The sequence below is a fragment of the Stenotrophomonas sp. genome (assembly GCF_032066555.1).
Classification (GTDB): Bacteria; Pseudomonadota; Gammaproteobacteria; order Xanthomonadales; family Xanthomonadaceae; genus Stenotrophomonas.
The window spans coordinates 197,570-223,807 of the sequence record NZ_DAMBKV010000004.1 but is presented as its reverse complement, the minus strand read 5'-3'; the positions used below and the strand labels follow the sequence as shown (position 1 = coordinate 223,807).

The 26,238-nt window shown below is 63.9% G+C and carries 25 protein-coding genes and 1 tRNA gene; 6 read left to right on the top strand and 20 right to left on the bottom strand.

The genetic code is table 11. From position 1 onward, the window contains the following. Positions 1–56 precede the first annotated feature (56 nt). From RT131_RS07745 to hisS, 12 genes are all read right to left on the bottom strand, one after another. On the bottom strand, positions 57–611 hold the full coding sequence (locus tag RT131_RS07745) for a hypothetical protein (protein ID WP_313171756.1): 555 nt from the start codon (positions 609–611) through the stop codon (positions 57–59). 513 nt (positions 612–1,124) lie between these two features. Then, positions 1,125–2,648 carry a calcineurin-like phosphoesterase C-terminal domain-containing protein gene (locus tag RT131_RS07740; protein ID WP_313171754.1) on the bottom strand — a complete coding sequence of 508 codons (1,524 nt, stop codon included), beginning with the start codon at positions 2,646–2,648 and terminating at the stop codon, positions 1,125–1,127. Between the two features lie 284 nt (positions 2,649–2,932). Continuing rightward, positions 2,933–3,571, bottom strand: a complete 639-nt coding sequence (hisIE, locus tag RT131_RS07735; RefSeq protein WP_313171752.1) for a bifunctional phosphoribosyl-AMP cyclohydrolase/phosphoribosyl-ATP diphosphatase HisIE — start codon at positions 3,569–3,571, stop codon at positions 2,933–2,935. Beyond that, positions 3,561–4,337, bottom strand: a complete 777-nt coding sequence (gene hisF / locus RT131_RS07730) for an imidazole glycerol phosphate synthase subunit HisF (protein ID WP_313171751.1) — start codon at positions 4,335–4,337, stop codon at positions 3,561–3,563. The genes hisIE and hisF overlap by 11 nt, the downstream gene beginning before the upstream one ends. Continuing rightward, positions 4,331–5,065, bottom strand: a complete 735-nt coding sequence (gene hisA, locus RT131_RS07725; RefSeq protein ID WP_313171749.1) for a 1-(5-phosphoribosyl)-5-[(5-phosphoribosylamino)methylideneamino]imidazole-4-carboxamide isomerase — start codon at positions 5,063–5,065, stop codon at positions 4,331–4,333. The genes hisF and hisA overlap by 7 nt, the downstream gene beginning before the upstream one ends. After that, entirely contained in the window at positions 5,062–5,661 is a 600-nt protein-coding gene (gene hisH, locus RT131_RS07720) for an imidazole glycerol phosphate synthase subunit HisH (RefSeq protein ID WP_313171747.1), read from the bottom strand. The genes hisA and hisH overlap by 4 nt, the downstream gene beginning before the upstream one ends. Then, on the bottom strand, positions 5,658–6,731 hold the full coding sequence (gene hisB / locus RT131_RS07715; RefSeq protein ID WP_313171745.1) for a bifunctional histidinol-phosphatase/imidazoleglycerol-phosphate dehydratase HisB: 1,074 nt from the start codon (positions 6,729–6,731) through the stop codon (positions 5,658–5,660). Before hisB ends, hisH begins: the two co-directional genes overlap by 4 nt. Continuing rightward, positions 6,728–7,810: a histidinol-phosphate transaminase gene (hisC, locus tag RT131_RS07710; RefSeq protein ID WP_313171743.1), complete on the bottom strand. Its 1,083-nt coding sequence runs from the start codon at positions 7,808–7,810 to the stop codon at positions 6,728–6,730. The genes hisB and hisC overlap by 4 nt, the downstream gene beginning before the upstream one ends. After that, positions 7,807–9,102, bottom strand: coding sequence for a histidinol dehydrogenase (gene hisD / locus RT131_RS07705; protein WP_313171741.1), 1,296 nt, complete (start codon positions 9,100–9,102; stop codon positions 7,807–7,809). The genes hisC and hisD overlap by 4 nt, the downstream gene beginning before the upstream one ends. Then, positions 9,099–10,010, bottom strand: coding sequence for an ATP phosphoribosyltransferase (hisG, locus tag RT131_RS07700; RefSeq protein WP_313171740.1), 912 nt, complete (start codon positions 10,008–10,010; stop codon positions 9,099–9,101). Before hisG ends, hisD begins: the two co-directional genes overlap by 4 nt. Positions 10,011–10,019: 9 nt before the next feature. After that, positions 10,020–10,346 (bottom strand): YerC/YecD family TrpR-related protein, encoded by a 327-nt coding sequence (locus RT131_RS07695; protein ID WP_313171738.1) that lies wholly within the window; start codon positions 10,344–10,346, stop codon positions 10,020–10,022. A gap of 455 nt (positions 10,347–10,801) precedes the next feature. Then, a complete protein-coding gene (gene hisS, locus RT131_RS07690) occupies positions 10,802–12,211 on the bottom strand; it encodes a histidine--tRNA ligase (protein ID WP_313171736.1) in 1,410 nt (469 codons plus the stop codon). Between the two features lie 109 nt (positions 12,212–12,320). Here hisS and RT131_RS07685 point away from each other — a divergent pair, with 109 nt between their 5' ends. Further along, positions 12,321–13,079, top strand: coding sequence for a helix-turn-helix domain-containing protein (locus RT131_RS07685; RefSeq protein ID WP_313171735.1), 759 nt, complete (start codon positions 12,321–12,323; stop codon positions 13,077–13,079). Between the two features lie 241 nt (positions 13,080–13,320). Here RT131_RS07685 and thrC read toward each other — a convergent pair whose 3' ends face one another. The 8 genes from thrC to RT131_RS07645 all read right to left on the bottom strand — a co-directional run bounded on the left by thrC (position 13,321) and on the right by RT131_RS07645 (position 20,793). Further along, complete coding sequence (thrC, locus tag RT131_RS07680; RefSeq protein ID WP_313171734.1) at positions 13,321–14,619, bottom strand: threonine synthase; 1,299 nt, start codon at positions 14,617–14,619, stop codon at positions 13,321–13,323. Positions 14,620–14,722: 103 nt separating this feature from the next. Further along, positions 14,723–15,670, bottom strand: coding sequence for a homoserine kinase (locus tag RT131_RS07675; protein WP_313171918.1), 948 nt, complete (start codon positions 15,668–15,670; stop codon positions 14,723–14,725). Beyond that, entirely contained in the window at positions 15,664–18,168 is a 2,505-nt protein-coding gene (gene thrA, locus RT131_RS07670; protein WP_313171732.1) for a bifunctional aspartate kinase/homoserine dehydrogenase I, read from the bottom strand. The genes RT131_RS07675 and thrA overlap by 7 nt, the downstream gene beginning before the upstream one ends. 89 nt (positions 18,169–18,257) lie before the next feature. After that, the gene (locus RT131_RS07665) at positions 18,258–18,398 is read right to left on the bottom strand and encodes a hypothetical protein (protein WP_313171730.1); all 141 of its coding nucleotides are present in this window, start codon (positions 18,396–18,398) and stop codon (positions 18,258–18,260) included. Between the two features lie 262 nt (positions 18,399–18,660). Then, on the bottom strand, positions 18,661–19,605 hold the full coding sequence (locus RT131_RS07660) for a DMT family transporter (protein WP_313171728.1): 945 nt from the start codon (positions 19,603–19,605) through the stop codon (positions 18,661–18,663). Between the two features lie 87 nt (positions 19,606–19,692). After that, positions 19,693–20,445 carry an AraC family transcriptional regulator gene (locus tag RT131_RS07655; protein WP_313171726.1) on the bottom strand — a complete coding sequence of 251 codons (753 nt, stop codon included), beginning with the start codon at positions 20,443–20,445 and terminating at the stop codon, positions 19,693–19,695. 55 nt (positions 20,446–20,500) lie between these two features. Continuing rightward, positions 20,501–20,577: transfer RNA gene (locus RT131_RS07650), tRNA-Arg, on the bottom strand. Positions 20,578–20,595: 18 nt separating this feature from the next. Next, positions 20,596–20,793 carry a hypothetical protein gene (locus tag RT131_RS07645; protein ID WP_313171724.1) on the bottom strand — a complete coding sequence of 66 codons (198 nt, stop codon included), beginning with the start codon at positions 20,791–20,793 and terminating at the stop codon, positions 20,596–20,598. Between the two features lie 188 nt (positions 20,794–20,981). On the opposite strand from RT131_RS07645, the gene RT131_RS07640 reads away from it, so the two are divergent. The 5 genes from RT131_RS07640 (at position 20,982) to RT131_RS07620 (ending at position 26,187) form a co-directional block, all read left to right on the top strand. Further along, positions 20,982–21,386, top strand: a complete 405-nt coding sequence (locus RT131_RS07640; protein ID WP_313171722.1) for a hypothetical protein — start codon at positions 20,982–20,984, stop codon at positions 21,384–21,386. Positions 21,387–21,474: 88 nt separating this feature from the next. After that, positions 21,475–22,581: a polysaccharide biosynthesis/export family protein gene (locus RT131_RS07635; RefSeq protein ID WP_313171720.1), complete on the top strand. Its 1,107-nt coding sequence runs from the start codon at positions 21,475–21,477 to the stop codon at positions 22,579–22,581. Positions 22,582–22,589: 8 nt separating this feature from the next. Beyond that, complete coding sequence (locus tag RT131_RS07630) at positions 22,590–23,279, top strand: YjbF family lipoprotein (RefSeq protein ID WP_313171718.1); 690 nt, start codon at positions 22,590–22,592, stop codon at positions 23,277–23,279. Further along, positions 23,279–24,049 (top strand): capsule biosynthesis GfcC family protein, encoded by a 771-nt coding sequence (locus RT131_RS07625; protein WP_313171716.1) that lies wholly within the window; start codon positions 23,279–23,281, stop codon positions 24,047–24,049. Before RT131_RS07630 ends, RT131_RS07625 begins: the two co-directional genes overlap by 1 nt. After that, positions 24,046–26,187 (top strand): YjbH domain-containing protein, encoded by a 2,142-nt coding sequence (locus RT131_RS07620; RefSeq protein WP_313171916.1) that lies wholly within the window; start codon positions 24,046–24,048, stop codon positions 26,185–26,187. The genes RT131_RS07625 and RT131_RS07620 overlap by 4 nt, the downstream gene beginning before the upstream one ends. Positions 26,188–26,238 lie beyond the last annotated feature (51 nt).

The window sequence follows — 26,238 nt, the reverse complement described above, 5'->3', positions numbered from 1 at the left end:
CCCCTGCAACGTCATGCTTTTCAGCGACGGCCGACATCCGCTGCCAACAAGGTGCTTTAAAGGCGCATACCTTCGCGGGACTCCTCGTCACCAGTGCCTGCAGCGGCGACAGGCACGATTGCCGCAGCGCGCTCATCAGACCCGACAAGCGTCAACGACACCGCAGCGATCGTGGTAACCGTCCCGCCCGCGTCGCCGCGCGAAATCCGATGACCGGTACTGCGCGGTTGGTCAACCACCTGCTGCTGTGGCAGCTCCACCACGGTGCCACGTACCGCTACCCGATCACCGGTGCGAAGCCGCGATCCCATGCGCATGGTGAACTCGGTCTCGGCAGGCATATTGATCGAGGTGTCGTAGCCTTGATCCAGCACGAACACGCCATCGGAAGTGGCCGGGTTGCCGTCACCCTCGTCCTGCAGGAACCAACCGATCGTGGCTGCGCCACGATCACCCTCCCCCATGGTTTCCTTGAGCTCCTGGCCGATGTCGTCGCTGTCGCCCATCAGGTTGCGCACCACGATGCCTTCGATCAGTACCTCGCTGCCAAGCAGCGGGCTGCTCGCCCCCTGCCCTTGCACCTGCCCGATCAGCTGACGTGCGGGATCCATCGGCTCTACATGGAATTGGCTGCCAGGCAGCGGAAAGCCGCAACTGGTCGTAGCCAATGCCATGCCGAGAATCGTGGATTTGACTACTGCTGTCTTCCAACGCATGACGTCCCTGCACCCCGCTTTGTTGTAGGAGCGGCGTCAGCCGCGAAACTCGTAGATTGCCAGATCTCGGAAATTCCCGGACCAGACGCGTCCCCGGCTTCGCGGCTGACGCCGCTCCCACAACCACCAGCCGGCCAGTCATCCGGCGAACTGCTACCGCTTGTGGGAGCGGTGTGAACCGCGAAGCTCGTAGATTCTCAGATTACAAAATGCCTGATCCAGACACTTCCCCGGCTTCTCGGCTGACGCCGCTCCCACAAACACCAGCCGGCCCACTATCCGGCGAACTGCTACCGCTTGTGGGAGCGGTGTGAACCGCGAAGCGCGTAGATTCTCAGATTACAAAATGCCTGATCCAGACACTTCCCCTGCTTCGCGGCTGACGCCGCTTCCACAACAGCCCTACTGTCAGGGCTGTGCGGTTTGCAGCCGGTAGCTGGCCTGGCTGCGGTACTCGACGCCGTTCAATGTGGTGCGCACTTCCACCGCATGCTCACCCTCGCTTAGCTTTGTCGGCAATGCCGCGCGCCACAAATGACTGGACGGCACAGCTTCCGGCGAGCGGTCGTAGCCACGCAGCTCTTTGGCAAGATCGTCGGCGATGTTCTCCACCAACAACCGGGGATCGGCCTGCTTGACCTGTTTCATCGGCTGCCAGTCGCCGCCATCGACCCGGAACTCCACCGGCAGACCTTCGTAGCCCATGAACACATTGGCGTAGATGCCCCACGCCGGATAGGCGCCCTGACGCAGCACCTTGGGGGCATGCAAGGCAATCTGCTGATCCGCCGGCGCGCGGGCAACGCGGTACTCCACGCTGTACTGGCCTTGCGGACGAATGTTGAGCAGACCATAGCCGTTCGGGGTGCCGTCGGCCATGGTGGTATCAGGAATGCCCTGCGCATCCTTCACCCCCGACCAGAACGCACCGCAGGCCGCGCCGACGTTATATTCGTGCAGCGGTTTGGCGCCATTCCAGCCGTCGCCCGCCGCCCAGAATTTCTGGCTCTGGTTATGGGTGTGGCCGCTGACGATCAAGGGGTGCGGCACTTGTTCGAGCAGCTTGAACAGGCGGGCACGATCTTCGGCGCGGTAAACATGGTCAAACAAGGGAATGTGGAAGCCCAGCACCACCAGCTTGTCCTTCGGAATGGTCGGCAGGTAAGCCTCAAGGAAGGCGAACTGATCCTCGCGCAGGCCGCCGACATAGGCCGGCTTCTGCCCCGGCTGGGCAATGATGTCGTCCAGGCCGATGAACACCATCGACGCTTCTTCCCAAGCGTAGGTGTCCGGGCCAAGCTGGCGGTGGAAGCTGGCCAGCGAATCAGCGTCGCTGCTGGCGCCCAGGTCCATGTCGTGGTTACCGGGCACATGCAGCCACGGCACGCCCAGCGAGGTGACCGCCTTGGTCAGCGCCGGGTAGAGGCTGGGGTCGTCATTGGTGATGTCACCCAGGGTCATGCCCAGGCGTGCCTGGTGCTTGCCACGCAGCGGCTCGATGATGTCGCGCTCGAAGTAGCTCACGTCCAGTGCGCTGCTGGTCTGGCTGTCGGCCACCAGCAAGGCCTGGAAGCTGCTGGGGGCATGCTTCTCGGGCTGCAGCGCAAACGCGCGGCACTGGGCAGCACCCTCGCCCGCCTGCGGGCGCCAGATATCGGGCAGGCCGTCGCTGCGCTTGGCCGCGCTGTAGCCGGCCGGCTTGATGATGAAGATGTTTGGCTGGCTGGAGCCCGGCAGCTGGTAGCGGCCATCCTTGCCGGTGCTGACGATGCGCTCGCCGTCGGAGACACGGATGCCGGACAAGGGCTTTTCGCCGGCGTTCTGCCGGCCATTGCCATTGCTGTCGAGGAATACCGCGCCCTCGACGCAGGAAGCGGCAGCCGCAAACGGCGCACAGGCCAGCAACAGGGCGGTCAGCAGGGATGGGCGCATGGTGTCCTCGGCGGCGAAAGGCAGGTTGCCATTATCGCCCCGGGATGCTGCAGTGGGGTTGCGCCAGCTGGCGAGCCGAGCGTGGCAGGAATCACGCGCATCAACCACGGTAGCCCGGCACCTGTAGAGCCGAGCCATGCTCGGCTGCGCGTTACCAGTAGAGCCTCTGCCGAGCATGGCTCGGCACTACAGGGAATTCTGGCAAAGCCTCTGCCGAGCATGGCTCGGCACTACGGGGAATTCTGGGGAAGCCCCTGCCGAGCATGGCTCGGCACTACAGTTGCTCAGCTGGCGGCTTTTTCTGCGGCCTTGGCATGGCGCTCTTCGAGCACGGCGGTGGCGTCGTCCAGCGACAGGCCGCGTGCACGCAGCAGCACGATCAGGTGGAACAGCAGGTCGGCCGATTCACCCAGCAGCTCGTCGTCACGCTGCACCACGCCGGCGAGCGCGGTTTCCACGCCCTCCTCGCCCACCTTCTGCGCGATATGCCGCGCGCCCTTCTCGAACAGCTTGGTCGTATAGCTGTTGAGCGGGCGGTCGTGCTCGCGCTGCTTTACCAGCGCATCCAGCGCGCCCAGGAAGTTGCCCGGGGCTGCGCTGAAGCAGCTGGTGCTGCCGGTATGGCAGGTGGGGCCGTGCGGGCGCACGGTCACCAGCAAGGTGTCGTTGTCGCAGTCGCTGCGGATGTCCACCAGGTCCAGGTGGTTGCCGGAGGTCTCGCCCTTCATCCACAGGCGCTTCTTGCTGCGGCTGAAGAAGGTGACCTTGCCGCTGCTGCGCGTGGTTTCCAGCGCCTGCCGGTCCATATAGCCCAGCATCAGCACGCGCAGCGTGGCTTCGTCCTGGATGATGACCGGGATCAGGCCGTTGACCTTTTCCCAGTCCAGTGCGGCCGGATCAACCGGCTTGAATTCAGTAGACATCCCTAACCTCGATCTGTTGTTCGCGCAGGAACCGCTTCAGTTCCGGAATGGCAATGGCGCCCGAGTGGAACACACTGGCAGCCAAAGCCCCGTCAACGTCAGCCTGTTCAAACACATCGGCGAAATGCTGCGGCGTACCCGCGCCGCCAGAGGCGATCAGCGGAACCGTGCACAACGCCCGGGCCTGGCGTAACTGCGCAATATCGTACCCCTTGCACACGCCATCGCTGTCCATGCAGTTCAGCACGATTTCACCTGCGCCGCGCTGCTGCACCTCGCGCAGCCAATCCAGCGTCAGCCGGGCCTCGGCGCGGGTCTTGGCCGGGTCGCCGGTGTAGGAGCGCACCCGCCACTGGCCATCGGGCTCACGGATCGAATCCACACCCACCACCACGCATTGCTGGCCGAAGGCGTCAGCCAGCTCTTCGATCAGCTGCGGGCGCTCCAGCGCCGGCGTATTGATGGAAATCTTGTCGGCACCGGCATTGAGCACGGCACGCGCGGTTTCCACATCGCGGATACCACCCGCCACGCAGAACGGGATGTCGATCAGCCGCGCCACGCGCTCGATCCAGGCGCGGTCCACCGAGCGCCCTTCCGGGCTGGCGGATATGTCATAGAACACCAGCTCGTCGGCGCCCTGGTCGCGGTAGCGCAGCGCCAGCTCAGTGATATCGCCCATGTCGATGTGGTCGCGGAACTTGACGCCCTTGACCACCCGGCCTTCGCGCACGTCCAGGCAGGGAATGATGCGGCGGCTCAGCATGACAAGGCCTCGTCCAGTTGCAGGCGCCCTTCCAGCAGCGCCTTGCCCAGCACCGCGCCACCACAGCCGGCGGCCTTGGCCGCGCGGATGTCGTCGGCATCACGCACGCCGCCCGAGGCCTGCACGGCAACGCCTGGCAGCAGCTTGGCCAGGTGCGCATACAGTTCGATATTGGGGCCCGAGAGCATGCCGTCGCGGGAAATATCGGTGCACAGCAGATGCTTCATGCCGGCCTGCGCATAGCGGCTGGCCAGTTCGTCCAGGGTCACGTCGGCGGTTTCGGTCCAGCCGTGCACCGGCAGGCGCCACACACCGTCCTCACCCTGGCGCGTATCCAGCGCGATGGTCAGCTGCTCGGGGCCGAACTCGGCCAGCCATTCCAGCACCTGCTCGGGCTGGCGCACCGCCAGCGAGCCAATCACCACGCGACTGGCGCCGGCCTCCAGGATGCGGGCGACATCGTCGCGGCCGCGCACACCGCCGCCGGTCTGCACCTTCAAGCCAGTCGTCGCGGCAATCTGCTGCAGCAATGGCGCCAGCGTGTAACCACCGGCCTTGGCCGCATCCAGATCGACCAGGTGCATCCAACGGGCACCGGTGTTGGCAAACACCTGCGCGCGCGGCAAGGCATCGTCGCCGTAGGTGGTCTGCTTGGCGTAGTCGCCCTGCAGCAGGCGCACGACGCGGCCATCACGGATATCCAGCGCGGGGTAGACAGTGAAACTCATGCGGCAATCTCAAGAAAGTTCTGCAGGATGCTTGCGCCCGGCCCAGCCGAACGCTCGGGATGGAACTGCGCGCCACACAAGCGGCCACGCTGTACCACCGCGGTGAACAGCCCGCCGTGATGGCAGGCGGCCACCGTGTCCGAGGTCACCGGTGCGGCGTAGCTGTGCACGAAATAGGCACTGGAACCCAGCGGCACGCCCGCAAGCAAGGGCGACTCGCGCAGCGCCAACAGCTTGTTCCAGCCCATATGCGGCACGCGCACGCCGACACCGGGATGCAGGCGGCGGACAATACCGGGCAGCAGGCCCAGGCATTCCACATCGCCCTCTTCCGAGCGTTCGAACAGCAACTGCATGCCCAGGCAGATCCCCATCAAGGGCACCTGCAGTTCACGCAGCGGCTGCACCAGGCCCTGCGCGTGCAGGCGCTTCATGCCTTCGGCAGCAGCGCCGACGCCGGGCAGGATCACCCGCTCCAGCCCGGCCAGGTCGGCCGGCGCGCGCACCATCTGCACGTCCACCTGCAAGCGCTCCAGCGCATAGCGCACCGAGCCCAGGTTGGCGCCGCCGGCATCAACCAGCCCTACCCTGCTCACAAGGCCCCCTTGGTCGAAGGCAGCTCGGTGCCTTCCTTGCGGATGGCCTGGCGCAGGGCGCGCGCAAGTGCCTTGAAGCAGGCTTCCACCTTGTGATGGTCGTTGTCGCCTTCCACCTTGAGGTTGAGGTTCAACCCGCTGGCATCGCACAGCGAGCGGAAGAAATGCGACACCAGCTCGGTCGGCATGTCGCCCACCCGCTCGCGCTTGAACTGGCCGTCAAAGACAAAATACGGGCGGCCGCTGAAATCCAGCGCGGCGCTGGCCAGGGTTTCATCCATCGGCAAGGTAAAGCCATAACGGCCGATGCCGCGCTTGTCACCCAGCGCTTCACGCAGCGCCTGGCCCAGCGCAAGGCCAGTGTCCTCGATGGTGTGGTGCTCATCGATGTGCAGGTCGCCCTTGGCTTCCACTTCCAGCGCAAAACCGCCGTGACGGCCGATCTGGTCCAGCATGTGGTCGAAGAACGGCAGGCCGGTGTTGATCCTGGAGCTGGCCACCTTGTCCAGGTCGACGAACACGCGGATCTGGGTTTCCTTGGTGTCGCGCTGCACGGTGGCGCGGCGCGGTGCGTCGGCCAGCTCGTGGGCGATGGCATCCCAATCCCACTCACCGCCGAATTGTTCGGTGCGCAGCTGGAAACCGCGGATCTTCATGTTGTCGGCAAACTGGATATCGGTGGGGCGGTCACCGACCATGCCTGAGCGCGCCCAGTCGATGTTGCGGTCCTGCAGGTAGCCCACCATCATGCCGATGCCCGGCTTGCGGTTGGGGCTGTTGTCCTGCGGCCAGCTGGGGTCGATCAGCACGTCGCGGAACGTGATGCCTTGGCTGGCGAAGATCTGCAGCATCAAGTCATTGGGGCCGTCGAAACTGGCCTGCGGATAGCCTTCCGTGCCCAGGCCGTCCTGGTTGGAGACGATGACGAACTGGTAACCCGCATCGCGCAGCTTGAGCATGGCCGGGATCACGTTCTTGACGAAGCGGATCTTCTCGTATGCATCGATCTGGAAATCCGCCGGCTCCTCGATCAGGGTGCCATCGCGATCGACGAACAGAATGGGGGTCATGCGGCAAGCTCCAGCGTGGCAAGTGCGTCCAGGACGCGGTCGTTCTGTTCAGGGGTGCCCAGGGTGATGCGCAGGGCGTCGTGCAATTGCGGTGCGGCGCGCTGGTCGCGCACCACCACGCCGGCCTTCAGCAAGGCCTGGAAGGCTGCCTCGGCGTCGTTGAAACGGACCAGCAGGAAGTTCGCATCCGAGCCGTAAACCTGGCCTACACAGCGCTGCAGCGACAAGGCGATACTCAACCTGTTGCGCTCGCTGCGCACCATCGCGATGCGGGCGCGGGTCTGCGCCAGCGCGGCATCCTCCAGGCCGGCAAGAGCAAGTGCGGAACACGGCGTGGGGATCGGGTACGGCGCCTGGCAGCGGCGCAGAACCGCGATCAAGGCGGCATCGGCAATCACGCAGCCTATGCGCGCAGCGGCCAGCGCATGTGCCTTGGACAGCGTCCGCAACACCGCGATGTTGTCAAAGCGTTCCATCAGGCTGGTAGCGGACGGCTCATCGGCAAACTCGGCATAGGCCTCATCCACCACCACCAGCGCCTGCCCGCGCAGCGCTTCGGCCACGGTCTGCACCTGCTGCAGCGGAATGCTCAGACCACCAGGATTGGACGGCGAGCACAGGAATACCAGCTTGGCCTTGCCCTGTTTTGCGGTGGCGATGATGGCGTCGACATCGGCCACTAGTCCCGCCTCGGTATCCAGCAAGGGCACTTCCAGCGCCCGCGCATTCTGCAAGCGCGCACTGACCGCATACATGCCAAATACCGGCGGCGTGTACAGCACCGCGTCGCGGCCCGGCACGCACAGGGCGCGCACCAGCAGGTCGATGGCTTCATCGCTGCCGCGGCCGATCAACAGCTGCTCGGGCTGGCAGGCGTACAGGCCGGCCAAACGCTCACGCAATGCCTGCGGCTGCGGATCCGGATAACGCCGGCAACTGGCGGCCGGGTCGCCGGGGTTAGCCCAGGCCGATTCATTGGCATTGAGCCAGATCTCGCCCTGCAGCTTGGCACTGCGTGCCGACGAGTAGCCACCGAAGTCACGCAGGTCATCGCGGACCAGGTCCAGCACGGTGCTCACGGCGCAACCCCCAGTCGCAGCGCGACGGCATTGGCGTGGGCGCCCAGGCCTTCGGCGCGGGCAAGGGTCAAGGCACAGGGGCCGATAACGGCAATGCCCTCGCGACTGGCGGCCTGCACGCTGATCTGGTTCTGGTAGCTGGCCACGCTGACGCCGCTATAGGCGCGCGCGGCACCCGCGGTGGGCAGCACGTGGTTGGTGCCTGAGCAGTAATCGCCCAGCGCTTCGGGCGTGTAGTCGCCGAGGAAAACCGAACCTGCCGCTTCCACCTTGTCCAGCCACTGGCGTGGCTCACGCAACGCGAGGATCAGGTGCTCGGGCGCATAACGGTTGGAAATCTCGAAGGCTTGGGCAATCGACGCGACCTTGACCAGCAAGGAGCTGCCCAGCGCCTGCCGTGCGATGGCCTCGCGGGCGAGCTGGGCAACCTGGGCCTCCACTTCGTCCTGCACGGCGGCAATCATCGCCGCGTCGTCGCAGAGCAGCAGCACCTGCGAATCCGGGCCGTGCTCGGCCTGCGACAGCAGATCGGCGGCAACAAATGCCGGGTTGGCACCGGCATCGGCAATCACCAACACTTCCGAGGGGCCCGCCGGCATGTCGATGGCGGCGGCGCCGGCCTGCGCAACCTGCTGCTTGGCTTCGGTCACAAAGCTGTTGCCCGGCCCGAACAGCTTGTCACAGGAAGGAACGGTCTCGGTGCCGTAGGCCATGGCGGCAATCGCCTGCGCACCGCCAATCTTGAACACACGGTGCACACCGGTCAGGCGTGCGGCCACCAGAACGGCAGGATCGGCGCTGCCGTCCTTGCGCGGCGGCGTGCACAACACCACTTCGCGGCACCCAGCCAGCTTGGCCGGCACACCCAGCATCAGCGCCGTCGACGGCAGCGGCGCGCTGCCTGCCGGCACATACAGGCCAACCCGCGCGATCGGGCGGATGACCTTTTCACAGACCACGCCGGGCGCGGTTTCAACGCTGTAAGGCTGGGCCCTACCGGCGCGGTGGAAGCGGTCGATGCGATCGGCCGCCTGCTGCATGGCGATGCGCAGCTCCGCCGGCACCGCCAGCTCGGCCGCTGCGAACTCGGCTTCGCTGACTTCAAACCGTTCCGGCGCGACGCCGTCGAAACGCTCGGTGATCTCGCGCAACGCCGCGTCGCCGCGGCTGCGTACCTGGTCGATCAGCTCGGCAACCGAGGCGCGCGTCTGCGCGGCAACGGTCTGCACCGGACGGGTCAGGGCGCGCGCCTGGGCATCGGCGTCCAACGCATTCCAATCGAGGATGTTCATACCAGCGACTTCTCCACCGCCAATACCATCAAGCCCTGGGCGCCGGCGCGTTCCAGTTCTTCCAACCGTTGCCAGCTGAGTGCGCCGCTGCACATGGTCTGCAGACGCACGGCATCGCCCTGCCCCGGCAGCTGCAGCAGCGGCTCGGCATCGGGCAGCAGGCGGGCCAATTCGTCCACCCGGTCTTCGGCAGCGGAGAACATCAGCAGCTTCTGGTCCTGCACCTTGCTCAGGCCATCCAGACGACGCAGCAGCATCGCCATCAGGCCGGCGCGGGCGTCATCCAGCTCGTGTACCGGCCCGGCCAGTACCGCCTCACTTTCCAGCAGCGTCTCCACCGGCTTGAGCTGGTTGGCGGCCAGGGTGGCGCCGCTGGAAACCAGATCGCAGATCAGTTCGGCGGTGCCCAGCTTCGGCGCGATTTCCACCGACCCGGACAGCTCCACCACCTGCGCATCCACGCCTTTTTCTTTCAGCCAAGCTGCCAGGATGGCCGGGTAACTGGTGGCGATGCGCTTGCCCTGCAGCATCTGCACGCCCTGCCAATCCCAGTCTTCCGGCACCGCGATCATCAACCGGCAGGAACCGAAGCCCAGGCCACGCAGCGGCTGGTAGGCATCGGGCAAGCCGATCTGGCGGCGCGCCTTGGCCTGCTCGTCGAGTTCGTTCAGACCCACCACACCGAGGTCGCAGACACCGTCGGCAATCAGCCCGGGGATGTCGTCGTCGCGTACCAGCAGCAGATCCACCGGCAGCGATTCGCCGAAGCAGAACAACTTGTCGCGGCTCTGCCGCCAGCTCAGGCCACAGGCCGCCAGCAGGCTGCGCGCGGGATCGGCCAGGCGGCCGCTCTTCTGGATGGCGATACGCAACCGGTCACGTGCCGGGGCGGTGGTTGAAGCACTCATGGGTTTATCTCAGTTGGATTCGGACTTGCGCGCGGCGAGGCGGTCGATGGCGGCGGCATAGCCACCGGCACCATGATCGAGCGAGCGCGCGACCCGGCCGATGGTGGTGACGCTCACCCCGGTCAAGTCGTAGATCTCACGGTAAGGAACGCCCTTGCGCAGCAAGGGCACCACCCGCCAGCGGTCGGCCATGGCTTCCAGCTCGGCGGGCGTGCACAGGTCGCGCAGGAAGGCCTGCGCCTCCTGCGGCTTGTCGAGGGCGGCAAAGGCACGCGCCAGCGCTTTCAGCGCAGCATCGGCGGCCTTGTCTCGTTCGGTTTCCTGGCGTGTTTTCATTTGTATCAATGTAATAGCGTGCTAATACATTAGTGCGAAGCGAGCCATGAGTCAAACCTGCGGTCTGTAGAGCCGAGCCATGCTCGGCTCTACAAGCGCAAGCTTCCTCGCCAACGGCAAGAAGCAACCCCCTCCCCAGCCCTCCCCTTCGCTGCGCGAAAGGGAGGGAGCGGTAGTGCCGAGCCATGCTCGGCAGGGGCTTTACCGGGGAGGCCCTAGCCGAGCATGGCTCGGCTCTACAGGGGCAAGCTCCTGCGCCAACGGCAAAAGCGACCCCCTCCCCGGCCCTCCCCTTCGCTGCGCGAAAGGGAGGGGGCAGTAATGCCGAGCGATGCTCGGCAGGGGATTTACCCGGCAGGCCCTAGCCGAGCATGGCTCGGCTCTACACGCTGCACCGGGGGCTTGCTTCGTTAACACCAGGCATAAAAAAAGCCCCGCTATGCGGGGCTTTTCGATCAGCGCGCCATCGCGCGAGTCTGTTCCAGCTCCACCTGCAGGGTGGACGCCAGTTCGTCCCGGGCCACTTCGAACTGCTGCTCGCGCAGCAGGTCCTTGACCGCCACCACGCCACGCGCAAGCTCATCCTCACCGGCAAGCACCACGAAACGGATGCCCGCCTTGGCGGCGTACTGGAACTGCTTGCCGATCTTCTTCGGCTCCATCTGCACTTCGGTATTGATACCGCCAGCACGCAGACGACGGGCGATGTCCAGCGACTGCGGCATCGACACCTCGTCCATCAACGCCACCATCGCGTGCACACTGCTCTCGGCAATGCCGTCAATCAGGTTGGCTTCGCGCAACTGCCAGAACAGGCGGGTCAGGCCGATCGAGATGCCCACGCCCGGCAGCTTGGACTTGGTGTAATGGCTGGCCAGGTCCTCATAGCGACCGCCCGAGCAGATCGAGCCGATCTGCGGGTGATCCACCAGGCTGGTCTCATAGACGGTGCCAGTGTAGTAATCCAGGCCACGGGCAATGGAGAAATTCAGGCAGTAAGCGGTCTCCGGCACACCCAACGCCTTGACCAGTTCCAGCACCTCGCGCAGCTCGGCGGCACCGGTACGCAGCGATTCGCTGGCCGACTCGCCGGCCGCAGCCAGCACCGCGTCAATCTGCGCCAGCGCTTCGGCATGCGAGCTGGAACGCACCTCAACGAAGGACAGGATGCGCTCAACCGCGTCGGCGGGCAGGCCGAAATCCGGGCCAACCAAAGTCTCACGCACGTAGTCAGGCCCACGCTTGTCGAGCTTGTCGACCTCGCGCAACACCAGCGCCTGCTGGCCGGCATCAACCACGCCCTGCGCCTCGAAGAAGCCACGCATCAGCTTGCGGTTGTTCAGCTGTACGGCGAAATTGCCGATCCGCAGTTCCGAGAACACCGCATAGATTACCGCCAGCACCTCAGCGTCATAGCGGATGCTCAGGGTGTCCTTGCCGATCACATCGACATCACACTGGTAGAACTCGCGGAAACGGCCGCGCTGGGCACGCTCGCCACGGTAGACGCGCTGCATCTGGTAACGACGGAACGGGAAGGTCAGGTCGTGCTCATGTTCAGCCACATAGCGCGCCAGCGGCACCGTCAGGTCGAAGCGCAGCGCCATTTCCGGCAACCCACCCTTGTCTGCCGATTCAGCGGCATTGGCCAATGCACCGGTGGACTGCACGAAGTACACCTGACGCTCGGTCTCACCACCGGACTTGGTCAGCAGCACGTCCGACAGCTCGAACACCGGGGTTTCCACCGGCAGGAACCCGAAGCGCTCGTAATTGCGGCGGATGACGTCCAGCATGCGCTGGAACGCGATCTGCTCGCGCGGCAACAATTCCATGATGCCGGGCGGGGTACGGGGCTTGATCACGGGCAAAACTCCTGCAACTCAAAGGGGAAACGGTCGCCAATTCTAGCCGCACACCGCCCGTCTGGCCGCATGAAGTATAATTTAGGACACTATTCCCCCTGTCCCAGACATGTCCCGGCCAGCCCAAGGCACCGAGCAATCCCCCGTTTCGTCCGTTGCGGCAGAAAGCAATGGCGTGCGCGAGTGCCTGCAGTGCTCGGTCCGCCACCTGTCCGTCTGCTCGGCCCTGTCCTGCGACGAAGTGCACGCGCTGGAGCAGATCACCGTCTCCACCCCGGTCGCGATGGGCAGCACGTTGGCCCGCGCCGGTGAGCCGCGCACTTATGTCTATACAGTGACCGAAGGCGCGCTGCGCCTGGTCCGCACCCTGGCCGACGGCCGTCGCCAGGTGAACGGCTTCGTGCTGCCGGGTGATTACCTGGGGCTGAGTGGCAGCGACCACCACCGTTACGACATCGAGGCCATTGCCGACAGTCGCGTCTGCCGGGTCCCGACCACACAGATGCGCGATCTGCGCCAGCGTTACCCGCACCTGGAGCGCAAGCTATTGCAACGCGCCTGCCAGGAGCTGGACGCGGCCCAGGACAATGCCCTGGCATTGGCACGCCTGCAGCCACCAGAACGGCTGGCCGACTTCCTGCTCCGCCTGGCCGCCCGCGAGGCGACCATGAACGGACGCAGCAGCAACCGGGTCTCGTTGCCGATGGGCCGCGGCGACATCGCCGACCATCTGGGCCTGACGATGGAGACGGTGAGCCGCACCTTCACCAAACTGCGCCAGCAAGGCCTGATCGCCTTGCCGCATCTGAATGTGGTGGAGATCCTGGATTTTGCCGAGCTGCAGAAGCTGGCCAACGACGAGTTCTAAGGCCTCACCTGTAGAGCCGAGCCGTGCTCGGCCGAGGCGTACAGGAAGCCCCTGCCGAGCATGGCTCGGCACTACATGAACAGCCGACACCGCCTTGTAGGAGCGGCGTTAGCCGCGAAGCTCGTAAATCTCCAGATCACGGAGATTGGTCGCCGTAAAACGTTCCCGGCTTCGCAGCCTATGCCACTCCTACAACTGGGTTTATCAGTTGCACCTCTGCCGAGCATGGCTCGGCACTACCTCAACGAAGCAGCTTTTCGCGCAACACGGCGTAATCCGGGGCGCAGGGTTCGGCATGGGCTGGACGCTTCAGCAGTTCGGCCAAAGCTGGCGGCACTTCGACTTCGCGCCCAATCAATGGCTCGACCACCGATTCGAACTTTGCAGGGTGTGCGGTAGCCGCCACTGCCCAGTGCTGGTCCGATGCTGCGCTGCCACTGGCACGCAGTTGCTCGAGCACATGTACCGCCGTAGCCGTATGCGGGCAGAACACTTCGTCGTACTCACCATGGCGGTGAGCGATGGTCTGGCGGATGCTTGCATCGTCCACTGCCTGCGAAGTGAACGCGTCACGCAACGCAGCATCATTGCCCCTGTACAGCCAGCGCAAGCGCTCGAAGTTACTTGGCGCGCCGACGTCCATGGCGTTGGCAAGGGTCGCCAGGCTGGCCTTCGGCTTGTATTCGCCACCGTTGAAATAGTCAGGCAATACGCGGTTGGCATTGGTCGCAAGCACGATGCGCCCCAACGGGACCCCCAATGCGCGCGCCAAGACGGCGGCCATCGCATTGCCAAGGTTGCCGGTGGGAATGACGAAATTCAGCAGCGAACCGTGCGCCGCCTGATGACTCAGCGCGGCATGGGCGTAATAGCTCATCTGCGGCAGCAAGCGACCCAGGCTGATGCTGTTGGCCGAGCTCAGCGGCACCTGCGCCTGCAGGTCGCTATCGTTCAGTGCCTGCTTGGCCATGGCCTGGCAGTCATCGAACGAGCCAGACACACGGAGCGTGCGGATATTGCCGCCCAAGCAGCCAAGCTGATGCGCCTGACGCGGCGATACGCGCCCATCCGGGTACAGCACCACGACCTGGAGATTGGGCTGGTTGTGGAAAGCGGCAGCCACCGCAGCACCCGTGTCGCCAGAAGTTGCAACAACAATAGTCAGAGGACGCTCCTGCCCTGCGCGCAACCGTGACAGGCTGGCAGCAAGGAAGCGCGCGCCGAAATCCTTGAAGGCTGCAGTGGGGCCGTGGAACAGCTCAAGCACATGATCGTTGCGGGTCGCCAAGGCCTGCAGAGGCACGGGAAAATCGAAGGCCTCGTTGCATATCGTCGACAACTCGGCCGCCAAGGCATCATCTGCGAAGAATGGTTGCAACAGCTCGGTGGCGGTCGCCGCGAGCGTATCGCCCAGCCGCAAGGTGCGCGCCACCGGCATTGTTTCGGGCACGTACAAGCCACCATCAGGTGCCAAACCGGCGGCGATGGCCTGGCTGAGGGTGGCGGGAGGGGAAGCGTTGCGGGTGGAGATGAAATTCATTTTGAAATCCGCGAAATGGTTGGTGTGCTGCTCTGGACTCGAGACCCCCGCAAGGGTCCCCCTCACCCCAATCCCTCTCCCAATGGGAGAGGGGCTATCAGGCTTAGAGCAATCTGGCGCCGGGGCTGTTGATCGGGCTTACCCAGCTTTGGCTGTCGAAACCCGCTGCTGCAAAGGCTGCCTGCACCTTGGGCGCAGCAGCCAACGCAGCATCACGGTCCTCAAACCAGGCAAAAACACTGGGACCTGCGCCTGAGATGCTGGCACCCATCGCGCCGGCAGCAAGCGCAGCGGCCTTGGCCACATCGAAACCGCCAATCAAAGGCGCGCGACGCGGCTCGACCAGCACATCGACCAGGCCTGCCCGCACCAAGCCCGCATCACCCGCATGGCAACCGGCCAGCACCAGGGCCAGATTGCTGCTCTGGGCGACAAACTCCTTCAACGCATAGCTACCCTGCAGCGCCTCGCGTGCGCGGCGCGTCTCCAGCACTGCATCCGGATGCACAAGCAGGCTATGCCAATGCGCTGGCACCGGCACCGGCACCAACCGCTCCAGCGTGGAGAGCACCAGCCCCCCCAGGAACATTGGGCCCAGGTTATCGCCATGACGACTGCCGCTGGCCACTGCTTCGCCTTCCAGCGAATACCTGTATAGCTGCTCGCGACTCAGCGGCACATCCAGCAACGCGTTGGCCGCCACCAGCGCTGCCACGCAGGAAGCAGCCGACCCGCCCATGCCCGAACTCAGCGGAATACCCTTGTCGATCTCCACCTCGAAGCCGAACGGCAGTGCCAAGGCCTGGCGCAACGCGATCAGCGCTGCGCCGGCGGTATTGCTGGGCGCGTCCAGCGGCAACTCAACCGCTGTACCGCGAATGGCTACGATCCGTACTTCCGGCGCATCGATGCGACGCACCGTCACCGTGTCGCCAACATCGGGCACGGCATAACCCAGCAGGTCAAAACCGACCGCCACATTGGCCACCGATGCCGGCGAAAATGCCCGCGCCTGGCGTGCCGCGGAATCCATCAAGCCGTCACTCACAATCGCGCCCCCTCGCCTGCCGCCACCCGCAACACGTCGGCAAACACACCGGCCGCGGTCACTTCCGGCCCTGCGCCCGGTCCCTGCACCACCAACGGATTGTCACAGTATCGACGCGTGGTGAACTGCACCACATTGTCGGTCAGGCGCAGATTGGCAAAAGCATGATCAGCGGGCAGCTCAACCAAGCCGACACTGGGCTGCTGGCCTGGCTTGAACTGGGCGACATAGCGCAGCACGTTGCCACGGGCGCGCGCGTCAGTCAGGCGCTGGGCGAAGCCGGCGTCGACTTCGTGCAGGCGCGCCATGAAATCCTCCACACTTGCCCCCTGCAGGGCCGCAGGCACCAGGCTCTCCACCGCCACATCTTCCAGGCTCAGCTCATAGCCCGCTTCGCGGGCAAGAATCACCAGCTTGCGGGCCACGTCGACGCCGGACAGGTCATCGCGCGGATCCGGCTCGGTGTACCCCATTCCGCGCGCCTGCGTGACCAGCTCAGAGAACGCTACGCTGCCATCGTATTTGTTGAACAACCAGGCCAGGGTGCCCGAGAAAATGCCGGCGATCGCGGTTACCTCGTCACCGGTATCAACCAGGTCACGCAACGTCGTTATCACCGGCAAGCCCGCACCTACCGTCGCTTCGTAACGGAAACGCGCACCCGTGGACGCAGCCGCCTCGCGGATCGCCTGATAGCGGGCGAGCGGGCCCGAGCCTGCTTGCTTGTTTGGCGTCACCACGTGGATGCCGGCCGCCAGCCAGCCCGCATATCGGTCAGCCACCTCGGCACTGCCGCTGCAATCGATGATCAAGGTATGCGGCAGCCGCGCCGACAGCAGGTGCTCGGTGAACAGATCAAGATCGTTCGGCAGCGCCGCGGAATCAAACGCGGCCTTCCAGTTGCCATGGATGCCGCGCTGATCGAGCACCATGCGATTGCGCGATGCTACTGCCCGCAGGCGCAGATCGAGCTTGGCCCTGGCCAGCAATGCAGATTCGGAGGCATACAGTTGCTCAAGCAGGGCTGCACCGACATTGCCCGGTCCGATCAGACCCACCGAGAAGGTCTGTGGCGACAACCAGAACCCCGCATGCGCGGCGCGCAGCGCCTTGGTGGCGTCGCAGGCTTCGATGGCAACCGAGATATTACGTTCGGATGAACCCTGCGCGATGGCCAGGATATTGACCTGCGCACGGCCCAATGACTCGAACAGGCGCGCGGCAACGCCGGGCTGGCCAGCCATGCCATCACCGACTGCAGCGAGCACGCTCACCCCGGTGGTGAGTTGCACGCGTTGCACCTGTCCTGCCGCCAGCTCATGGGAGAACGCCTGGGCCAGCGCATCGCGGGCAAATTCCGCTTCGGCCTGCTTCACCACGCAACAGATCGAATGCTCGGAGGAACCCTGCGAAATCATCACCACCGATACATGCGCATTGCGCAGGGCCGAGAACACGCGCTCGGCCGTACCCGGCACGCCGATCAGACCGGTGCCTTCGACATTGAGCACGGCCAGATCCGGGCTGAGCGTCAGCCCCTTGATTGGACCATTGCTGGAACTCTCCGCGGTGATGCGGGTACCCGGATGATCCGGATGGAAGGTGTTGCGGATGATGATCGGCAGCCCGCGCTCGATGGCCGGCGACATGGTCTGCGGATGTACCACCTTGGCACCGAAATAGGCCAGTTCGCAGGCTTCGTCGTAGCTCAGGGCATCCAACTGCACCGCCTCGGGCACCACCCGCGGGTCGGCCGACAGCACGCCATCCACGTCAGTCCAGATGTGCAGCTCATCGGCGGCGAACAGGGCAGCGAAGATCGCGCCCGAGAAATCGCTGCCATTGCGTCCCAGCGTGGTGATATTGCCCTTGCGATCACGGGCCACAAAGCCGGTCACCACCAGGCGCCGCGCCGGATGGGTTTCGCGCCACAAGCCCAACTTGGCGGCACTGGACTTCCAGTCGACATCCACGCCGAGGTCGCCGTGGTTGACCACCAGTACGTCGCGCGCATCGAGGACATCGGCGTCTTCGCCCAGCGCCTGCAGGTGATGACCCAGCAGGTGCGCCGAGAACACCTCGCCCAAGCCCTGCACACGGTCCAGAACTTCCTGCGGCAACTCGCCGATGACTGCCAACGCCGCCAGAATCTCGCGCAGGCGTTCGAACCGCGCATCCAACCACTCGATGGTCACACCAGACTGCTCGCCCAGCAATGCCGCAGCAGCCCCACGATGGCGCGCCCGCAATTCATGCCAGCGCTCATCCCAGGCCGGATCCGCCGCCGCGGCAGCCTTGGCCAGGCCGATCAAGGCATCGGTCACCCCCTTCATCGCCGATACCACCGTGACCTGCACGGTCTCCTCGCGCGCCAGCAACAGCTGCGCCACATGACGGTAGCGCTCGGCATCGGCAACGGAGGTCCCGCCGAATTTGTGCACAACGGTGCGAACAACAGCGTCCGCGGCAGGATCGGCGGGTAAAACAGCAACTGACGACATCGGAAGAACCTCGGCTGGAGGCCCCGACACGCATCTGGATGGGGTTCCCCCGCATCCTGATCCGGGTGCGGGGCCGTGGTTTTCGGAAGTTACGCGAAGACGACGGGCCGCACCGGGCTAATGGTGGCGGTAATAGTGGTGGTGGTAATGGCGCCGCGAATCCCGGACGCACTGGTCCGACCGTCGAAAGGCGACGTCGAGACAATGGCGATGGGCTGCGGGCTGTTCATGCCTTTCAAGAGACTACAGCCAGGATCAGGCTGTCAAGTGCTGCATTGCAAAAAAGCAGATCAGCGCAACGTCGCCCAAGCTGCAGCTAAAAGTTGCAAATGTCATCAAGCGTGAACGTCGGACATCTACCCACCAAGCAGCATCCAACGCTCGGTCGAATGCAATGCAAGTGATTGGCAGGCCCCCCTGACCTGCCTACTGCAACCGACAAGCGAAAGATCGGTCACAGACGGACTTTCGCCACCTGACTGCGCAGAATCCTCAGGCCGAAGCCACCGTCGGCACCTTGGGACGGTGCGCGGCAGCACTCCAGATCACCCCAGCCAGCAAGCAGAAGGCGGCAAGCACTTCGACCGCCACCGGCCAGCGCTGCTGCCACAGGAAGCCGTAGACCAGTCCAAACAAGGTCTCAAACACAATCATCTGCCCGCCCAGGGTCAATGGCAGCGCACGACTGGCCCGATTCCAGCAAGCGTTGCCCAGAATGGAGGCAAACACTGCGACTGCAGCAGCCATCGCCCAGAAGCCCAGCCATTCACGCCCACTATGACCTGCCCCGCCGTCGGCAAACGCCAGGGGAGCAAGCAGCAGCGCCAGGCCACCGGTAGCCACGCCCGTCAGCAGCGACCAGTCATGCCCCGATACGTTGGGAACCTTGGCCAACCAGCGGGTATTTCCCACCGAATAAGCGGTCCACGACAGCAACGCACCCACCCCACACAGCAACCCGATAAACCGTTGCGTGACCGTCGCTTGCACGTGGGTCGAGGCGATGGCCTCGTAACCCATCAGCACCACGCCTGCCACGCACAGCAGCAAGGCAGGCGCCAGCCGCGACAGCGGCACCGCCCCGGGCTCACGCGCGCCCACCACCGCCACCAGCACCGGCACCATGCCGACTATCAGGGCCGCAGCCCCGCCCCCACTCCATTGCACGCAGATGGACAGCAACACGAAATAGACCAGATTGCCAAGCAGGCTCAGCCAGGTCAGCGCCTTCCAATCCGCCCTGCCAATATGAGCCCGCAGCGCAGGCCAACGCGGCACCAGCAGGATCACCGCAACCAGGCCATAGACCAGGTAACGCGCAGCGGCCAGCTGCAGCGGCGAGAAACTCCCGAGCACGGCCGGCGCAAGGAACACCAGGCCCCAGAGCGCGCCGGAGGCCACGCCATTGCCAATGCCAAACAACATCCGTTCTTTCATCAAACCACCCGACGTTCAGCGACATCGCCAGCATCCAACCGCCGGCCCACCCTGTATTGTCCCAAGCTACGCGACCTTGGACGCAAACTACGCGTCGAAGCCGCGCCGATAGCGCCCCGGGGTGATTCCGTGCGCACGGCGCATGGCCCGGGTAAAGGCACTCTGGTCGGAAAAGCCGGCTTGTTGAGCGATATGCGCCAGCGACTGCCCGCTCTCGGCCAACTGGCGCTGCGCCCATTGCAGGCGCTGCTGTTGCAACCAATGTCCCGGCGTGACGCCATGCTGGCGCTTGAACACCGCATGCAGTGCCGTCAGCCCCATGCCTGCCACCTGCGCCATCCGCGCAAGCGGCCAGTCCTGGCCAGGCGCTGCGCGGATCTGTTCGCACAATCGCCGCAAACCCACACTGTCGCCCGCGGATCGAGCGGGCTCCGCAAACAAACTGTCCAGCAGCAACGGCAATAGATGCCTGGCGACCGCTGGAGCGACGCTATCGCCTGTGCCGACGCTCATGTCCACGAATCCGAGCAAGCTACGCACCGCCGTCGAAACAGCCAGAAATGGACGGGTACGCCCGTGATCCAACTGTGACCGCCCCACCATCGCACTGTCGCAATCCACGATCAGAAATCGATTCTGGCCGTTGCCGGCCTGCGCGTGCACCGCCCCCGGAACGATCACCGCGCCGCGCAGGGCATCCAGACGACCACCGCGCCCGTCGATTTCCAGCTCCAGGGCGCCATGCAGCGGCAACACCAGCTGCAGATGATCGTGACTGTGCGAATGGCCTGCCGGGCCATAACTACGGAAACTCAGGGCTTCATCGCATTGCATCGGCATGCGCACCGGGACTGGCTGGCCGCCCGCGGCGGTCACCACGGGCTGCACGGAAAGATGGTGACCCCGACACGATTCGAACGTGCGACCTGTCCCTTAGGAGGGGACCGCTCTATCCAGCTGAGCTACGGAGTCAAAAGACAAGCGCCAAGATTACAGGCAAGCGCCGCCGCCAGCCAGTATTTCTCGCCAGGCGGAAACCCGCCAGCCAATCGGCAGGTTCCGATCAGCAGCCTCCAGGACGTCGTTCTGAAGGGTCTTGCCCAGCGACCTTTGCCTGATCCGCCCGACGCCATCGGGCAGCACTTCAAGGCGAACCGCCGCAAACGCGGGGGAGAAGATCAGCTGCATTCGCCTGCAATTTTCAGACAAACCCTAATCAAGAGACTGCAACCGCCTTCCTATAATTTCCGCGGTCTGCTGCGAGCTGCCACAAGCGCACGCCGGCAAAGGCCCAGTTACCGCACAGCTCATCGCCCTTGCGGACGGCAAAACCACAACCGCAGCAACTTTCCAATGGAAGGACGGAAACAGCAACAATGAAGAAGCACCTTTTTGCACTCAGCCTGGTCGCATTGTCCATTCCTGCGATTGCCCAGGACCAGCAGGCCATTGCTCCGCCTGCCGCTACCGAACAGCAACCGGACGAGCAGTCGCAAGCCACCAATGAGGTCGCGCAGGATCAGCCGACGATCCCCCAGGAAGAACAGGTAGTTTCCACTGGCAGCTACGGCCAGGAAGAAGTAGCCATGCAGGTCGAAGAGGTCAGCACTGAATTGGCTGGCACCGAAGAAGCCGGCAACGCTGCCCGTGGCAGCCTGAGCCGTGGCGTGAAGATTGGCGCCGGTATCGCTGCTGGCGCACTGGTCTACGCACTGGTCTCCAATAATGACGACGGCAATGGCGACGGCGCGAGGAACCCGGGGCCGACGGGCACCAAGTGATCTGAACAACGGCATCTGCCAGCACCTCTTACCGGCCACCGCGCTGGTAAGGGGTGCATATACAGCCCGCCTGGGCCAGGAATACAGAATGAACTGCAAGCGTCTTGTCGCCCCCTTGGCGCTCGCGTTGTTACTCACCGGCTGCGTACTCGCGCCGGGCCAGCACCTTCGCAGCAACGCCCTCGCACAAGGTGGCCAGTCCATTGGTGACGGCCAGATCGACCTGCTGCCGATCACACCCAAGCTGATCGCAATGGAGCGCGCCACGCGCGATGCCAACGCCCTGCCAGCAGCACTGCTCAACTACCAGCCAGGCCCTTACCGGGTGGGCGCAGGCGATATGCTCTACATAACGGTGTGGGACCACCCCGAACTCACCGTACCGGCTGGCCCGCAGCAGCAACTGAATGCTGCCGGCCGCTTGGTGCAATCGGATGGCGCATTGTTCTACCCCTATATCGGCAAGGTAAGCGCAGCAGGCAAGACGCCCAGCGAACTACGCGATGAACTCACCACCAAGCTGGCGCGTTATATCGAAGCACCGCAGGTTGATGTGTCCATGCTCAGTTATGCCAGCCAGCGCGTCTGGGTCACCGGTGCCGCGCGCCAGGCAGCCACCATTCCGCTCACCGTCGTACCGTTGACCTTGAGCGATGCCATCAGCCAATCCGGCCTGGACCCTGTCCAAGCGGATCTTTCCAGCGTGCGCCTCAGCCGTGACGGGGTCAGCTACACAATCGACCTGGAGTTGATGGGTCGCATTGGCGGCAACACCAACCTCTTCCTAAAGGCCGACGATCAGATCCATGTCCCTTATCTGGATCGCAAGGAAATCTTCGTCGTCGGCGAGGTCAACCAACCTGGCGCAATGAACTTCCGAACCGGGCAGATTTCATTGAGCCAGGCACTGGGTCGTGCACGAGGCTTGATACAGACCACTTCCAACGGCAATGCCATCTATGTGATCCGTGGCTCCAGCGATATGCAAAACATGCCGTCGCAGGTCTTCCACCTGCAGGCAAAATCGCCGGCCGCGTTCGCGCTGGCCAGTCAGTTCGAGCTGTATCCCGGCGACGTGGTATTTGTCGGCGCAGCCGGGGTTACCCGCTGGAGCCGCTTTGTAAATCAGCTGCTGCCGTTCACCGCTATTCTCAGCAATGCGGCCAGTGCACACAGCGACCTGGACAGCAACTGAGACCCACAATGAAACGCAAGGATGCTGCTGCCGTGGCGCCAACGCCCGGCATGCTGACGGTGATCGCCGCTCTGACACTCAGCCTGCTGTTGACGGGCTGCGGCGCAGTGGCACAAGCCAGTCTGAAAAGCGTGGGAATTGCGATGCGTGGCAAGCCGGATATCGCAATGGATGCCGATTCCATTGCTGCCAGTCGCTTTGCGCAGATCAAGGTCACCGGTGCAGAGGGTGGTGCGATTCTGGTGCTGGGCAATATCGACGGGCAACGTCAAGCCTGGTACAGCAGCGACCAGAACATCGTATTTCTGCAGCATGGCCTGGTCGTCGCCACCCATGGCGGGCCCGTGGAGCTGCGTGGCATGTCCATTCATGGAAAGAATCCTTTCGCGGACCTGCGCGGTGTCGCGCCGGGCACCACGGTAAAACGTCGCTACGACGTGATGCCTGGATACCGCTACGGCATGACCGTGAGCGGCACACTGCAGCCTCTCGGCCACGAGAGGCTGAGTATTCTTGGCAAAACCCGCACCCTTCTGCATGTGCAGGAATCGCTGCAGGGCAGCGACTGGTCTGCAGCCAATCACTACTGGGTAGATCCAGGCAACGGCTTAATCTGGAAGAGCGTCCAGGCCATCGCGCCCGACACATCATTGGAAATCATTCAACTCAAGCCATTCGCAAGCGACTTGGGTAAATGATGATGCGCGCATTCACTCTTATCTGTTTGCTGCTGCGGGCAGCCTCCGCGCATGCGGCAACGGTGCCAGTGGAAGCATCTGGCAGTGTGCACAATCCCGGCAAACATCAGCTCCCATCGGGCAGCCGCTTGAGCGGCCTTGCGCTGACCGCTGCTCCGACCACCGACGCCTACATCCTCGGCGCCGCACAGTTGCGCGAACCGCAGCGCCTCGAACAGACCCGATTGAAAGCAGGCTTGATGTTCGACCTGCAGCAGTTGGAGCGCCAAGCTACAAGCAAGCCGGCTGTGGCCTCCAACATCCAACAGCTGCTGTTGTGGATCAACAGCCTGCCCGTTACCGGTCGTGTTGCATACCGATTGGAGCCGCGCGTTCTCGAGGCGACACGCGCCTATGACTTGCCCGTCCAAGCTGGCGATCATCTGTTATATCCCACGCGTCCCACCACGATCACCATCACCGGCGCTGTATCGCAACAATGCACTCTTGCGCATATCCCTTTGCAGTCGCCCTTGAGGTACCTGAAAAGCTGCCAAGCCGCCGCGGGCGCGAGTGCTGACTACATTCATGTAATTCAACCCGATGGCCATATAGAAAGACTCGGCATCGCAGGGTGGAATCGCGGACCAGTATCGAGTCTGGCGCCCGGCGCAGTTATCTTTGTCCCTCTCGCAGAGGCGGTTGTGCGCAAGACAGCTCCCAGCTTCAACGAGGATGCCGCCCGCTTCCTTGCCACCCAGCTTCTCGCCGCGCCTGGCACAAGTTTGTGACTCCCCCATTCCGAAAATCGCTGATCCCGATCAGCGTCAGCTTGCTATGCCTGTGCATCAGCGCTGAACTCCACGCACAACAAGCACCGGCACCAGGCGCAAGCGATTGGGGTGGCGTTGGCCTGATGCAAACTCCAACCGCCCGCATGGCCGACGAAGGCGAGGTAAGCATCACCGCAAGCCATACCTCCCCTTACAGCCGCTACACGGTAAGCATGCAGCCCATGCCCTGGCTGGAGGGATCGTTCCGCTACATCTCAATTGCCAATCGCCGCTATGGTCATGCGTCCCTGAGTGGCAACCAGAACTACAAAGACAAATCCATCGACCTGAAAGTGCGTCTGCTGCAAGAGGGTCGATGGCAGCCTGAAATCGCCATGGGTGCGCGGGACCTCGGCGGAACCGGCTTGTTCTCCAGCGAATACCTTGTCGCCAGCAAACGATTTGGTCCGCTTGATGTCAGTCTTGGCTTGGCTACGGGTTACATCGGCAACCGCGGTGACTTCGGCAATCCGCTGAAGCTCTTTGATGATCGCTTCCAGATCCGGCCGAATCACTCCAACGAGGCTGGCGAACTGAACACCTCCGGCGTGTTCCGTGGTCCGGTGGGTGTATTTGCAGGCGTGGCCTACCAAACCCCATGGCAGCCGCTGCAGATCAAGCTGGAGTACGAGGGCAACGACTATCGCAATGAACCGCAACGCAATCATCAACGCCAGCGACTGCCGCTGAACATCGGCGCGGCATACGCATTGAATGACAACCTGCAGTTCCAGCTGGGTTGGGAGCGCGGTGACAAGCCGGTCTTTGGCCTCACCCTGCACGGCAATCTGGCAACGGCACAACCGGCAACAAAGTCACTCGACCCCGCTCCGATCATCGGCAAAGCGAATAAAGCAGCATCTAATGATCAAACGAGTACCTACGTAGTTCCAGCGCCGACGGACTGGGCAGCGCTGTCGCGCCAGCTGGAGGAGAACGCAGGCCTTCGCGTCAGCCGCATCGCCCGGCGCGGGCCTGAGCTGATTGTCAGCGGTGAGCAACGCCGCTATCTGGAGCCGGCCATTGCCTTCGGCCGCACCGCACGCATTCTCGACCAGGCCGTACCAAAGGACATCCGCTGGTTCAGCGTACAAAACCGCCGGCTGGGCATGCCGCTGATCGAGACCAGCGTGGAACGTGCCAGATTCCAGGAGTTTACCGACCACCGTCTGGCAGCGAACCTACTCGGCATCGATATGGCCGCGCCCACGCACGCCTACCGGCAGACGGTGTACGCAGCCCCTTTGCAGCACTTCGAAGGCAGCTTCAATCTTGACTACCAGCAATCACTGGGCGGCCCGGATAACTTCATCCTGTTTCAAGTGGCAGGCAGCTACAGCGCCGAACTGCGCTTCACCCATAACGTCTGGTTAAGTGGCGCAGTGAACTACAACCTCTTCAACAACTATGACAAGTTCCGCTACGACGCCCCCAGCCAACTGCCGCGGGTACGTACCGATGTGCGGCAGTATCTGACCGCAGCCGGCGCGACGTTGCCAAATCTCCAGATCACCGCCACCGCCCAGATCGCCCCCGACCTCTATTCCATGGTCTATGCCGGCCTGTTCGAATCCATGTATGGCGGCATCGGTGGCGAGCTTCTGTACCGGCCGCTACTGAGCCGGTGGGCGATTGGTGCCGATGTGAACACGGTAAAGCAGCGCGATTTTGACCAGCGCCTGCGCTTCCGCGATTACAGCGTTACCACCGGCCACGCCAGCCTCTATTACGTATGGGGCGACACGCGCAAAGTGGTGGCGACACTCAGTGCCGGCCGCTATCTCGCCAAGGATTGGGGTGCAACACTGGCCTTGAATCGCGTATTCGACAACGGCGCCAGCATGGGCGCGTATGCAACCAAGACCGATGTGTCGACGCAGGCCTTTGGCGAGGGCAGGTTCGACAAGGGAATCCATGTTTCGGTGCCGTTCGACCTGATGCTACCCCGCTCCACCAGGACCCGCGCCAATCTATCCTGGAGCCCCCTGAGTCGCGATGGCGGCGCACGCTTGAGTCGCTCCTACATGTTGTATCCGATGACTTCCGAGCGCGGGATGGATGCCTTGTTCAGGAACCCGGACGCGCTGCGCGACTAATGAGGAGGGCTGACTGCGTTCAGCAGCCAGCCCTTCTCACATCCGAAGCAC

Bases quoted from the DNA above. Each gene is read 5' to 3' on its own strand.
- RT131_RS07745 (WP_313171756.1), bottom strand. From the start codon at position 611: ATGGATCCCGCACGTCAGCTGATCGGGCAGGTGCAAGGGCAGGGGGCG.
- RT131_RS07740 (WP_313171754.1), bottom strand. From the start codon at position 2,648: ATGCGCCCATCCCTGCTGACCGCCCTGTTGCTGGCCTGTGCGCCGTTT.
- hisIE (WP_313171752.1), bottom strand. From the start codon at position 3,571: ATGTCTACTGAATTCAAGCCGGTTGATCCGGCCGCACTGGACTGGGAA.
- hisF (WP_313171751.1), bottom strand. From the start codon at position 4,337: ATGCTGAGCCGCCGCATCATTCCCTGCCTGGACGTGCGCGAAGGCCGG.
- hisA (WP_313171749.1), bottom strand. From the start codon at position 5,065: ATGAGTTTCACTGTCTACCCCGCGCTGGATATCCGTGATGGCCGCGTC.
- hisB (WP_313171745.1), bottom strand. From the start codon at position 6,731: ATGACCCCCATTCTGTTCGTCGATCGCGATGGCACCCTGATCGAGGAG.
- hisD (WP_313171741.1), bottom strand. From the start codon at position 9,102: ATGAACATCCTCGATTGGAATGCGTTGGACGCCGATGCCCAGGCGCGC.
- hisG (WP_313171740.1), bottom strand. From the start codon at position 10,010: ATGAGTGCTTCAACCACCGCCCCGGCACGTGACCGGTTGCGTATCGCC.
- RT131_RS07695 (WP_313171738.1), bottom strand. From the start codon at position 10,346: ATGAAAACACGCCAGGAAACCGAACGAGACAAGGCCGCCGATGCTGCG.
- RT131_RS07685 (WP_313171735.1), top strand. From the start codon at position 12,321: ATGTCCCGGCCAGCCCAAGGCACCGAGCAATCCCCCGTTTCGTCCGTT.
- thrC (WP_313171734.1), bottom strand. From the start codon at position 14,619: ATGAATTTCATCTCCACCCGCAACGCTTCCCCTCCCGCCACCCTCAGC.
- thrA (WP_313171732.1), bottom strand. From the start codon at position 18,168: ATGTCGTCAGTTGCTGTTTTACCCGCCGATCCTGCCGCGGACGCTGTT.
- RT131_RS07665 (WP_313171730.1), bottom strand. From the start codon at position 18,398: ATGAACAGCCCGCAGCCCATCGCCATTGTCTCGACGTCGCCTTTCGAC.
- RT131_RS07660 (WP_313171728.1), bottom strand. From the start codon at position 19,605: ATGAAAGAACGGATGTTGTTTGGCATTGGCAATGGCGTGGCCTCCGGC.
- RT131_RS07655 (WP_313171726.1), bottom strand. From the start codon at position 20,445: ATGCCGATGCAATGCGATGAAGCCCTGAGTTTCCGTAGTTATGGCCCG.
- RT131_RS07645 (WP_313171724.1), bottom strand. From the start codon at position 20,793: ATGCAGCTGATCTTCTCCCCCGCGTTTGCGGCGGTTCGCCTTGAAGTG.
- RT131_RS07640 (WP_313171722.1), top strand. From the start codon at position 20,982: ATGAAGAAGCACCTTTTTGCACTCAGCCTGGTCGCATTGTCCATTCCT.
- RT131_RS07635 (WP_313171720.1), top strand. From the start codon at position 21,475: ATGAACTGCAAGCGTCTTGTCGCCCCCTTGGCGCTCGCGTTGTTACTC.
- RT131_RS07630 (WP_313171718.1), top strand. From the start codon at position 22,590: ATGAAACGCAAGGATGCTGCTGCCGTGGCGCCAACGCCCGGCATGCTG.
- RT131_RS07625 (WP_313171716.1), top strand. From the start codon at position 23,279: ATGATGCGCGCATTCACTCTTATCTGTTTGCTGCTGCGGGCAGCCTCC.